Below are 11,927 nucleotides of genomic sequence, written 5' to 3'. Positions count from 1 at the left end.
AAATATATAAATTTTAGAAAGGAGAGAGTAATGAAAAAAATAGTTGGTATTATCGTTTCCACAGTTATATGTGTGCCGTTTCTTATGGCAAATGTAGTAACGGCTACAAGTACGAATTCAAAAGCGGGTATTACATTTTCGAATAGCTATACACCAAATACATCAACTGATCCGACAAAGATAAATACAAAAAAAGAGACAGTTGATAAAAATAAAAATGGAGATAAATATTTACCGAAAACAGGAGGCCAGACACGGGACTTCAAACAATATATAGGATTGTTTTCGATTGTTTTATCTCTATATGTATTCAAAAGAATTAGGGGAAAGCAAGTGTATTCAAAATAAAAAATAGATGAAAACAGAGAAAAGGGGAAGGTACATATGAAACTAGCAAAATTAGCATTAATCGGTGCAGTATCATTAACATCAGTTGCAGCAGTAGGAACTTCAGCATTTGCGGAAGAGAAAGCAAATATGAAATCAAAAACCGATGTAACGTTTATTGAAGATACAAGCACAACAGATCCAAACAATCCAGAAAATCCAAATGAAAAAGTTACACCAGAGAACCCTGATGACCATGAAAAAGGAACAAAAGGTCCATTAAGTATTAACTACGTTTCTAACTTACACTTCGGCGAGCAAGTTATCTCTGGTAATGATCAAACGTACTTTGCAAAATTGGATAAAGTGAAACAAGGGAGCAAAACAGTTGAAGTACCTAACTTCGTATCTGTAACAGATAACCGTGGTACAAATGCAGGATGGAAATTGAAAGTAAAGCAAAATGCACAATTTAAAAGTGGTAATAGTGAGTTAACAAATGCAGCTTTAAGCTTAAGTAACCCAGCTGTAAATTCTGTAACTGATGCACAATATGCACCTACAACATTTAAAAATAAAGTAACGCTAGCTCCAGGTGGAGATGCGGTGGAAATTACTACTGCCGCAAAGAATAAAGGTATGGGTGATTGGACGACTGCATTTGGTAAAGGAACAGAACAAGGTAAACAGAGTGTGAGCTTATTCGTACCAGGTACGACGGCGAAAGAAAAAGGTGCGAAATATTCAGCTGAGTTAACTTGAACTTTAGAAGATACACCAAACTAAGCTTATACAAGATTGAAAATTAAGAATGACTGAATTTTAAAAAATGATTATAAAGGGGTATAAAACTATGAAACTAGCAAAAATAGCATTAATTGGAGCGGTAACATTATCATCAGTATCAGTAGGGACGTCTGCATTTGCAGCTGAGAAAGATGGCGGGAAATTAGACTCAAAAGCATTCATTAAATTCGAGAAAAATACAGATAAAATTGATGTTGTTAATCCAGAGAATCCAGATGAAACTGTAGATCCAGTTGATCCAGATAAAAAAGGTACAGATGGTCCACTAAGTATTGATTATGTATCTAACTTCAACTTTAAAACACAAAAAGCATCAGGGAATAACGAAATCTACTTTGCAGAATTAGATAAAGTAAAGAAAAAAGTAGACGGTTCTGTAATTGACGTGCCGAACTACGTTCAAGTAACAGATAATCGTGGTACAAATGCTGGATGGCATTTAACAGTAAAACAAAATGGTCAATTCAAAACTGCAGATGATAAAGCGTTGGATGGTGCAGCATTAACATTAAAAAATTCAGCTTTGAAATCAAACGCAGGTAGCGACGCACCAACAGCAGAACAATCTATCACATTAAATCCAAGTGGTGCAGCATCTGATTTAATCGATGCAAAAGAAAACCAAGGTATGGGTACATGGGTAAATACGTTTGGTAAAGATGCAACAGAAGCGAAACAAAGCGTAGAGTTATCTGTACCAGGTAAAACGAAAAAAGAACAAACACAATACACAACTTCACTAACTTGGGAACTAACAGACGCTCCTATGTAAGTAAGAGGAATTTTAAGATAAAAGAGGAAAATGAGAAGAGATAAGGGAATGGCTTTAACCTTATCTCTTTCTTGTCTATAAAATGGATATGAAGGGGACTACATAAGAGATGGTAAAAAAACTATTTACTAGCTTACTATTAATTACATTCTTCATGGTAAACGCTTTTTCAGTATATGCGGCTGAAATGAAATTCGCTGTGACAGCAGTTATACCAGAAAATCAAATTGATAAAAATCAAACGTATTTTGATTTGAAAATGCAACCTGGACAAAAGCAAACAATTCAAGTCCAAATGAAAAATGATACGAATAAAGAAGTTGTGGTAGAATCGTTTGCTAATACAGCAATTACGAATAGCAATGGTATTACAGATTATAGTACAGTAGAACCAAAAACGGATTCTACTTTGAAATATCCGTTTTCTAAAATTGCTAAAATGCCAAAAGAAACGAAAGTCCCAGCTAACAGCATAGTGACAGTTGATATAAACTTGGAAATGCCAAGTGAGTCGTTTGATGGTGTTATTTTAGGTGGTTTATACTTTAAAGAAAAAGAAGATGAGAATGCAAAGAAAAAAGATGAAGGTGTGCAAATTGAAAATAAATATGCATACGCAATTGGCGTTGTTTTAAAAGAGACGGATGCTGAAGTAAAACCAGACATGAAATTAAACGAAGTAAAGCCAACACAAATTAACGGGCGTAACGTTGTTACTGCAAATTTACAAAACGTAAAGCCAGCAATGTTAAAAAATTTAAGTGTTGATGCAAAGGTATATAAAGAAAAAGGTACAGACGTTTTATTTGAAGCGAAAAAAGAAAATTTAAGAATGGCGCCAAACTCAAACTTTGATTACGCTATTAGCTGGGAAAACAAAGCGTTTGATCCAGGAATGTACCGAGTAGAAGTGAAAGCCACTGATGGCGATCAAAAGTGGGAATGGACGAAGAAATTTACAATTGAAGGAAAGACAGCCGATAAGTTAAATGATACAGCGGTAGAAGCGAAAAAAGACTACACGCTATATTACATTATCGGTGGAGTACTACTGGTAATTATATTATTAGTTCTTGTGTTCTTCTTAGGTAGACGTTCTAAAAAAGAGGACGATAACGAAAAATAATATATTGATAGTGTAAAAAGAAAATAATGGATGTTTTACTATGAAAAATATATAATGGCTTTGTCTGTTATTTGTTGTAGTTCATTTATATTTCTATTTGTTGACCCGAATCTCGGGTCTTTTTTTATGGAATGAATTGCTATATATTAGTAATGAGAAAAACAGAGTATACAGCACTTGCAGTAATTCCAGGGGTAATATAAAGGGATATAGCATCTCCTCTGACAATTGGGTTTCCAGTTGTAATACTAGTCCAAGTTACAGTAGCGGGACCTACTGCTGGAGTAGGATTAAATACTTGAATTTGTCCTGCTCCGCTATCCGTTGGTTTAATAGAAAATACCATAGTTCCGGTAATTTTGTCAGTAGTAGTTAAGGTAATAGTAGATAGGATGTAGCTAGAAGTAGGGGATGTGAGGTTTGTTGGGACATTTCTGCAAATATTAATCGTATAAACAGCAGCAGGTAAATTATTTATATTTATAGACGCAGAAAAGCCAACTATACTACCGGCTCCAGCAGTGACATATGGGATAACATTGGAGTCAATTCCAGGAGAACCCGCTATACGTTGAAAACCAGCATTTGTTCCCTGAAAAACAATACTTTTTGCTGAAGCACTACCGGCAGATCCCATGGGTCCGGTGTTCCCCGTAGGTCCGGTACTACCGGTAGGTCCACTTTCTACTAATATGATATAATCCGGAGATACATTTGGAAATCCTTGAGGTGCATCCTTTTTTACAACATAGCCACTGCCCGTATAAGTGACAACTTGTCCTTTTTTATAGTTGGGGGCCGCTGCTAGACTGAAGGTGGTAGTACTTTGGAAACCAGCTCCGGAAGGTCCAGCACTACCAGTAGGTCCGGTAGCCCCAGTAGGCCCGGAAGGTCCAGTACTTCCGGTAGCCCCGGTGCTACCAGTGGGCCCAGTGTTTCCGTTAGAACCACCACTATTGCGTCTGCCATCGCAACTAAAACAATTACGTTGATACATGTACGTTCTCCTTTCTATATTTTGAAAATCTAGTTTTAAAAATAGAACTACTATATGTATATTACGGATTCTATATTTTTGTGTGGCTGATCGTATTTTGTGTCTAGATTTCAAAAATAGCGGTAGGAGAATTAAGTAGTGTTAGAGCCACCATTTCTCCTGAGGAAGCAAAATAACATCCACATCAAAATTCTCTTTAAACCAATCATACATCAATGTCTCTTTCACTAAATATTCAGAGGCAGAGTGTGACACCCCAATTAGAGACATATTTGTTTCTTTTACATAATCCATAATGAGCGAGTATTTATGTCGCCCGTAATCATTGTCGATATGGCAATGGATTTCTCCTGTAATATATGCTTCGGCACCTTTTTTTTCTGCTTCCTTCATTAAAGATACAACATCGCCACATCCAGCGATAATTGCGATTTTTTTGATGGAATCATGTCGTTTACCTTCGAAGTCTGTGTAAGGGATCTGGAAGAGTTGTTTTAGATGTTTTTGGAGTGCTTCTGTTGATGTTTCATCTATTTCACAAATAAGGCCAACTGGTTCTTGTTCTGGACCTCCATATGCAAAGTCGTCCACTACAGTAGCGTTTAATGCTTTTGCAATTGAAATACTCGTTCCATGCGTTTGATGAAAATCCATTGGTACGTGACATGTATATATAGAAAGTTGTTTTTCTTTTATTCCTTGCAAATATTTTTCAGGAATTGGTATGAAACCGCGGCCTGATCTTCCAATTGGATCACCGCACTCCATTACAAGGGGATGGTGCATAAAGAGTAAATCACCGGGTGTGGATTGTGAAATGAATGTTTCAAGAACGTCATCTGTAGGGAATACAGCTAAAAATACTTTGTTTACATTTTCAGATCCGTGCATCATAAGGCCGTTAAATAAATCTACAAAATTTGCTTCGAAAAATTGTTGCCAAGGAAATTTGATAGGATCATATACGGCTGGGATAAATCGACTAAAGGCACTATCTTTTCCGTATTTTTCAATTTGAAATAAGTGATCGAGTGATTGCTCTATTTTTTTTAAGGCTGGCATGTTTAATAATCCTCCTTAAGATGATTCTTGCTTTATGAGTTGTTTGTATTCTTCGTAGCGAAATAAGAAGCGATAGGAAACAAATAAAGCCTAGAATCCAGCCGATAGAAGGAGAATAGGGAAGTACATGCTGTAATAGCATTTCGCTAGAAATGAAGAAACTACCAAATAGACTTAATAAAATAGGATATCGTTGTAGTTTGAACACGGATAGCAAACCTCCTTTCTCCTGTATGAACTACTCATAAAAGCTCGATTGCTGAAACTTTATCACATACATTGTATATTAGTCTTAATTTTCTGTATATAAATTTTAAGAAAAATGGTGATACAATATATGAATGATAAGAGAAGAGAGGATGAAGATTAACATATGTACGTTACTGTAACAGAAGCAGCATATAAAAAGATTATGGATACGATTCCAAGTGAAGCGAAATATATAAAGTTATTTTACGATAATGAGGGTTGCGGTTGTGTCATGAGCGGAATCATCGATTTAGTAGCTGTAGCAGAGAAAGATGAGCGCGATGTGGATATTGAATCAAGCACAATGAATTTTATCGCTGATCGTACAAAGCTTGTATTTATGGACGATAAGTTAACGGTTGATTGGCATGAAGGTGGAGGAACTTTTCAGTTGAAGAGCCCAAGCCAGTTTTATAATCCAAATATGAAATTACACGTTCGAGTATAGTAAAGGAAAGGTGATTCCAAAATGTATTTTGGAATCACCTTTTTTTATTTTATAAGTCGATATATTTGGGAAGTCGCCGATATAAATGGAGTTGCGCCAATATAATTTCATTTACCAAAACGTTTCACATAATGAAATGTACACATGATTGAATTTTCTGTATAATTTTCTTTGCGGAGGGGATACGCATGAGAAGATGGGGAATTGAGTTATTAATTTTAAGTGTTGTTATTATTTGGGGGATTAACTATACAATTGCGAAGTATGGACTTTTAGAATTTACAACAATTGAGTTTACCGCACTTCGTATGATGGCGGCGGCACCGCTCCTGTTACTTCTTACTTTTTTTATTGAAAAGTCGGTTTATATGGAGCGAAAGGATATACCTAGATTAATCATCGTTAGCGTTGTAGGTATTGTACTGTATCAAACGTTATTTATGGAAACTGTCAAATATACATCCGCTACAAATGCCTCTTTACTCATTTCTATTTCACCTATTTTTACAACTGTATTTGCGATTTTTCTGAAACAAGAAAAGTTTTCTTCTCGAAAGCTCATAGGTTCTATCATTGCCTTTAGTGGTGCAGCATTAGTTTTAGTAGCAGGACATTCACTTGCTAGTTCTTTTTATGGCAATGGAATTGGACTTATTACATCAATATGCTGGGGGCTTTATCCTGTTTTAGCAGGACCATTAATTAAAAAATATTCAGCACTACGTGTTACCGCATGGTCAGCCTTAGTTGGCGCGATTCCGCTTTTATTGTTAAGTGGACCATATGTATTTATAATGCCATTTCACATTACACACGGAATGACACTATTCGCCTTACTATATTCCATTTTCTTTGTAACAGTATTCGGCTTAGTCATGTGGTATGTTGGTGTTCAAAAAATTGGGGCGTCACATACGATGGTATATATGTATATAACGCCGCTTGTAGCTGTTTTATTTGCAGCTGTCTGGGCAAATGAATATGTATCGTTTCAACAAATCATCGGTGGAATTATCATTTTTGTCGGTTTATGGTTTGTGAAATCGGAGAAAGTAAAAGTTCATTCTATTGCAGGGGAACCTATATCAAAATAGGAAAACAGATCACCTATGATCTGCTTTCCTATTTTTTTATTTTTGGTAAGAAGATGAGAAATAAGATAGCAGTAATAAGTGGAATTAAGTTTAAAAATGGAATACGGAAGAGTGTAATAAGAATAATACCTGGAAGAAGAACACCGAGGACAGCGTAAAAAATGCTATGGTTTTTCGTGTACCAATACAATGAAAGTCCGATAAGTGCAGGGATAATGAGGTGAATGAGAGCCATTAAAAAATAAATCATTAGACGCCCCCTTTATTTTTGTGCTTATTACATCATATCCGTATGTTCATAGATTGATATCATTTTTTTCATAAATGGACGAAAAAAGTTTGGGAAACCGTCACAAAATATGAGAATATGATGTTCGAAATCTTGTATAATATTATTTCCTAAAAACATTTAAACAACATAAACATACGGTTTATGTTGTTTTTAATTTGAGTGAAATGGATGTAAGGAATATGAATTTGAAAGAAATTTTTTGTTGAATAGATAAGAACGAATGAAGAGAGGTACAGCATGATTAGTATGTCACTAAGATCATTTAAAATCCAATCGTATTATATACTAGGTATTTTGTTACTAGGTTGGATGTTAACACCGTTTTCAGCACACTTTTTAGGCGCTGGAATTGGGCTTATTGTAAGTATGTATTGCGTTTGGCTTTTAGGGAGAAGAATTGAGAAGCTTGGAGATAGTATTGTAAAGAAGACGAAAGCACCGACACTCGGTATGTTTAACCGTTTTGCAGCTGCCATTTTGGGTGCTATTATTATGTACGAAATTGAGCACCACATGGTTATGTGGGCATTTGCAGTAGGGATTATGGGTGGTTATTTCTTAATCGTTGTGAATTTAGGATACTATAGCATGAAAGATGAGAAAGAATTAACGAAGAGCTAAAAAAGATAAAAAGATAAAAAGATAAAAAGATAAAAAGATAAAAAGATAAAAAGATAAAAAGATAAAAAACCTCTTTTGGATGGAATAGAGGATCCAGCGAGGGATAGAAGCGGTCAGAGCCTCTTTTAGCCTCATGCGATGTGAAACCAGAGAGATGTAATGAGTAGGGATATAATTTATATGTTCGAAACCGTGATTTGTCCCTGTGGAAATAGGTTTACTCTGGGATAAGTGATTCAGTGATGGATAGTACAACAGGAAGCGAAACTTTGCCTGAAATGCAGGTTTCTGCTTCTAATAAGTTAACATGAAATCACGTATTAGTAGGACTTTTATGTTCTTTAAAAAATTTGGATATAATACAACAAATTATTCCGATAATTAGAATAATATATTTTATCGTTTCACTTGTATGCTCAAATAAATTAACGTTAAGCATTACAAGTCCCCAAAAAATTTGGATCGCTCCGTAAATGAATAAAATTTTTCCTGCACGAGAAAAATTTTTCATAGGCTTCACCCTTTCCTGTATATGTAAATTGTATCATAAAAAACTAAAAATGAATGAGTATAAAATGAATTTTCTGTAATTTATTGAACTAAGTCACAGATGAAGAGATTAACGTTTCACTTTATATAAGATATAAAAAGAAGCTTACGTAAAAACGTAAGCTTCTTTTTTATGTAAGTGTGTGTAACCGTTAAGCCGCATTGGGTTTTGTCGGTGAGTACGCGAAACTTTACGGTTACACGACACTTATTCATATGAGTAAAGGGTTATTCCAACAGAAAGTGTTAATTTAAGCGATTGGGCCGCCTAAGTTAATAATATCTTCAGAAACGCTTTCGAACTTTTTGAAGTTCTCTTTGAATTCATTTGCAAGCTCGATTGCTTTTGCTTTGTAAGCAGCTTTATCAGCCCAAGTTTGTTCAGGCATTAACACTTCGTCAGGTACACCTGGTACGTGAAGTGGAACTTCAAGACCGAAGATGTCATGTTTAGCTGTTTCAGTTTTTGCAAGTTCACCGCTTAATGCTGCTTGAATCATTGCACGAGTATAACCTAAGTTCATACGTTTACCAACGCCGTATTCGCCGCCAGTCCAGCCAGTGTTTACTAGGAATACTTTCGCATCGTGTTTCTCGATTTTTTCACCAAGCATTTCAGCGTAGCGAGATGCATCAAGTGGTAAGAATGGTGAACCGAAGCAAGTTGAGAATGTAGCTTGCGGAGATGTAACACCGCGCTCTGTTCCTGCTAGTTTACTAGTGTAACCACTTAAGAAATGATACATAGCTTGCTCTTTTGATAACTTACTGATTGGAGGCAATACGCCAGATGCATCAGCAGTTAAGAAAATAATAGTATTTGGGTGTCCAGCAACACTTGGCAGTACGATATTGTCGATCGCATGCATAGGGTATGCAGCACGAGTATTTTCTGTTAAAGTAGTATCGTTGTAGTCTGCGATACGCGTTTGGTTATTAATGATAACGTTTTCTAAAACAGATCCGAATTTGATTGCATCGAAAATTTGTGGTTCTTTCTCGTGAGAAAGGTTTACACATTTTGCATAGCAACCGCCTTCAATATTGAATACACCGTTATCAGACCAACCGTGCTCATCATCACCGATTAATTTACGGTTTGGATCAGCAGATAAGGTTGTTTTACCTGTTCCAGATAAACCGAAGAATAGTGCTACGTCACCTTCTTCACCTACGTTTGCAGAGCAATGCATAGAAAGAATATCTTGTTCAGGTAGTAAGAAGTTCATAATAGAGAAGATTGATTTTTTCATTTCTCCAGCGTATTCTGTACCACCAATTAGTACAATACGTTTTTCGAATGAAACCATAATGAATGCTTCAGAGTTTGTACCGTCAACAGCTGGATCAGCTTTGAAATTCGGTGCAGAAACAATTGTGAACCCTGACTCATGAGTTGTTAATTCTTCTTCAGTTGGACGAATGAATAATTGATGTACAAATAAATTGTGCCATGCATATTCATTAATAACTTGAATTGGTAGGCGGTAATTGCGGTCAGCGCCTGCAAATCCTTTGAAGACGAATAACTCTTCTTTTTCTTTTAAGTATTCTAAAACTTTAGTATATAATTTATTAAAATGTTCTTCAGAAATCGGTTGGTTCACAGCTCCCCAAGCAATTTTGTCAGCAACCGATGCTTCTTTCACAATAAATTTATCTTTAGGAGAACGTCCTGTATATTTTCCTGTTGAAGCAGAAACGGCACCAGTAGAAGTTAATTTCCCTTCATTTCGCATTAATACTTTTTCCACTAATTGCGGAACACTTAGTTGAATCTGTGCATTGCTTCCGTTCAATAATTCGTGTAAACCAATTTGGACATTCACAGTACTCATATTTATATACCATCCTTTTCATTTAATGAAATATTTCTCGTAATCCCCAACAAGAGTATAACACAATTATATAAATAATGTATACTATTTATTTCTTTTTGTTTGTGTGAATGTATTATTTCCCTATTAATATTTCATTTTAGGCGTATTGAGAAAAACTTTCAGGAAAATGTGAATATTAATTGACAAATGAATATCATTTCTTTAGTATAGGTTGGGACGGATACTCTCTTATCCCGAGCTGGCGGAGGGACAGGCCCGATGAAGCCCAGCAACCTCACTTGTATTGATAAATGCAGGTGAATAGGTGCTAAAACCTGTGCGAGGCTACAGGTCTCGAACGATAAGAGCGAAGGGCAAAAAGCAGTATGCAAGTAGCAAATTAAACCTTTCCTCTATGTAAAGTAGGAAAGGTTTTTCTGTATGCTTGTGTGGGAGAATAAATGTATGTCGCAGTTTGTGGCAAATTAAGGATGAGTTCCGTACAATATATACAATTACTGTAGGGAGGTTTACCACATGACAAAAAAACGTCATCTGTTCACATCTGAGTCTGTAACTGAAGGACATCCAGATAAAATTTGTGACCAAATTTCTGATTCAATTTTAGATGCGATCTTATCAAAAGACGCAAATGCACGTGTAGCTTGTGAAACAACTGTAACAACTGGTTTAGTATTGGTAGCGGGGGAAATTACGACTTCTACTTACGTAGATATTCCGAAAATCGTTCGTGAAACAATTCAAGGCATTGGTTACACACGCGCAAAATACGGATTCGATGCAGAAACTTGTGCTGTTTTAACATCTATCGATGAGCAGTCTGCTGACATCGCTATGGGTGTTGACCAAGCGCTAGAAGCACGCGAAGGTCAAATGACTGACGCTGAGATTGAGGCAATTGGTGCAGGAGACCAAGGTTTAATGTTTGGTTTTGCATGTAATGAAACACAAGAATTAATGCCACTTCCAATCTCGCTTGCTCACAAATTAGCTCGCCGTTTAACTGAAGTACGTAAAGATGATACATTATCATACTTACGTCCAGATGGAAAAACGCAAGTTACAGTTGAGTATGATGAAAATGGTAAACCAGTACGTGTTGATACTATCGTAATTTCTACACAACATCACCCAGATGTTACATGGGAAGAAATCGATCGCGACTTAAAAGAGCACGTAATTAAAGCTGTAGTACCAGCAGAATTAATGGATGGAGAAACGAAATTCTTCATTAATCCAACTGGCCGCTTCGTAATTGGTGGACCACAAGGTGATGCTGGCTTAACAGGACGTAAAATCATCGTTGATACTTACGGTGGATACGCTCGCCACGGTGGCGGTGCATTCTCTGGTAAAGATGCAACAAAAGTTGACCGTTCTGCAGCATATGCAGCTCGTTATGTTGCGAAAAACATCGTAGCAGCTGGTCTTGCTGACAAAGCAGAAGTACAACTTGCATACGCAATCGGTGTAGCACAACCAGTATCAATTTCAGTTGATACATTCGGCACAGGTAAAGTATCTGAAGACGTACTAGTAGAACTAGTTCGTAACAACTTCGATCTTCGCCCAGCTGGTATTATTAAAATGCTAGACTTACGTCGCCCAATTTACAAACAAACAGCAGCTTACGGCCACTTCGGACGTACTGATGTAGATCTTTCATGGGAACGTACAGACAAAGCTGCAGCTTTAAAAGAGCAAGCTGGTCTATAATATATGAAAAAAAGCTTTGCGCGGTG

13 protein-coding genes and 1 riboswitch are annotated in these 11,927 nt (G+C 36.3%); of the genes, 8 read left to right on the top strand and 5 right to left on the bottom strand.

What is annotated here, in order from left to right:
* Positions 1-30: 30 nt before the first annotated feature.
* The 4 genes from NZ044_RS23510 (at position 31) to NZ044_RS23495 (ending at position 3,032) form a co-directional block, all read left to right on the top strand.
* Positions 31-348: a hypothetical protein gene (locus tag NZ044_RS23510; protein WP_000724871.1), complete on the top strand. Its 318-nt coding sequence runs from the start codon at positions 31-33 to the stop codon at positions 346-348.
* A 36-nt stretch (positions 349-384) separates the two neighbouring features.
* Entirely contained in the window at positions 385-1,089 is a 705-nt protein-coding gene (locus NZ044_RS23505) for a WxL domain-containing protein (RefSeq protein ID WP_098506040.1), read from the top strand.
* Between the two features lie 91 nt (positions 1,090-1,180).
* Positions 1,181-1,906: a WxL domain-containing protein gene (locus tag NZ044_RS23500; protein ID WP_000761506.1), complete on the top strand. Its 726-nt coding sequence runs from the start codon at positions 1,181-1,183 to the stop codon at positions 1,904-1,906.
* Between the two features lie 109 nt (positions 1,907-2,015).
* The gene (locus NZ044_RS23495) at positions 2,016-3,032 is read left to right on the top strand and encodes a DUF916 and DUF3324 domain-containing protein (RefSeq protein WP_000239426.1); all 1,017 of its coding nucleotides are present in this window, start codon (positions 2,016-2,018) and stop codon (positions 3,030-3,032) included.
* 139 nt (positions 3,033-3,171) lie between these two features.
* Here NZ044_RS23495 and NZ044_RS23490 read toward each other — a convergent pair whose 3' ends face one another.
* Together NZ044_RS23490 and NZ044_RS23485 are read right to left on the bottom strand one after the other, a co-directional pair.
* Complete coding sequence (locus NZ044_RS23490) at positions 3,172-4,029, bottom strand: collagen-like protein (protein WP_098506043.1); 858 nt, start codon at positions 4,027-4,029, stop codon at positions 3,172-3,174.
* A gap of 141 nt (positions 4,030-4,170) precedes the next feature.
* A complete protein-coding gene (locus tag NZ044_RS23485) occupies positions 4,171-5,091 on the bottom strand; it encodes a Nif3-like dinuclear metal center hexameric protein (protein WP_001111119.1) in 921 nt (306 codons plus the stop codon).
* A gap of 373 nt (positions 5,092-5,464) precedes the next feature.
* Between NZ044_RS23485 and NZ044_RS23480 the strand changes: the two genes are divergently transcribed.
* Positions 5,465-5,788: an iron-sulfur cluster biosynthesis family protein gene (locus tag NZ044_RS23480; protein ID WP_000289570.1), complete on the top strand. Its 324-nt coding sequence runs from the start codon at positions 5,465-5,467 to the stop codon at positions 5,786-5,788.
* A gap of 188 nt (positions 5,789-5,976) precedes the next feature.
* On the top strand, positions 5,977-6,882 hold the full coding sequence (locus NZ044_RS23475) for a DMT family transporter (protein WP_001255422.1): 906 nt from the start codon (positions 5,977-5,979) through the stop codon (positions 6,880-6,882).
* A 28-nt stretch (positions 6,883-6,910) separates the two neighbouring features.
* On the opposite strand, the gene NZ044_RS23470 is transcribed toward NZ044_RS23475, so the two are convergent.
* Positions 6,911-7,132 (bottom strand): hypothetical protein, encoded by a 222-nt coding sequence (locus NZ044_RS23470; RefSeq protein ID WP_000639042.1) that lies wholly within the window; start codon positions 7,130-7,132, stop codon positions 6,911-6,913.
* A gap of 279 nt (positions 7,133-7,411) precedes the next feature.
* Here NZ044_RS23470 and NZ044_RS23465 point away from each other — a divergent pair, with 279 nt between their 5' ends.
* A complete protein-coding gene (locus NZ044_RS23465; protein WP_000624926.1) occupies positions 7,412-7,795 on the top strand; it encodes an ATP synthase subunit I in 384 nt (127 codons plus the stop codon).
* A gap of 313 nt (positions 7,796-8,108) precedes the next feature.
* Here NZ044_RS23465 and NZ044_RS23460 read toward each other — a convergent pair whose 3' ends face one another.
* Both NZ044_RS23460 and pckA read right to left on the bottom strand, forming a co-directional pair.
* Entirely contained in the window at positions 8,109-8,306 is a 198-nt protein-coding gene (locus NZ044_RS23460; protein ID WP_000788101.1) for a hypothetical protein, read from the bottom strand.
* A 289-nt stretch (positions 8,307-8,595) separates the two neighbouring features.
* On the bottom strand, positions 8,596-10,182 hold the full coding sequence (pckA, locus tag NZ044_RS23455; protein ID WP_000108813.1) for a phosphoenolpyruvate carboxykinase (ATP): 1,587 nt from the start codon (positions 10,180-10,182) through the stop codon (positions 8,596-8,598).
* Between the two features lie 228 nt (positions 10,183-10,410).
* Positions 10,411-10,532, top strand: a riboswitch (SAM riboswitch).
* Between the two features lie 169 nt (positions 10,533-10,701).
* Here pckA and metK point away from each other — a divergent pair.
* The gene (gene metK, locus NZ044_RS23450; protein WP_000163117.1) at positions 10,702-11,901 is read left to right on the top strand and encodes a methionine adenosyltransferase; all 1,200 of its coding nucleotides are present in this window, start codon (positions 10,702-10,704) and stop codon (positions 11,899-11,901) included.
* Positions 11,902-11,927 lie beyond the last annotated feature (26 nt).

The sequence above is a fragment of the Bacillus sp. FSL K6-1338 genome, from assembly GCF_038006965.1.
Classification (GTDB): domain Bacteria; phylum Bacillota; class Bacilli; order Bacillales; family Bacillaceae_G; genus Bacillus_A; species Bacillus_A thuringiensis_S.
The sequence above is the reverse complement of the archived record's forward strand: the minus strand, read 5'-3'. Positions and strand labels throughout refer to the sequence as shown.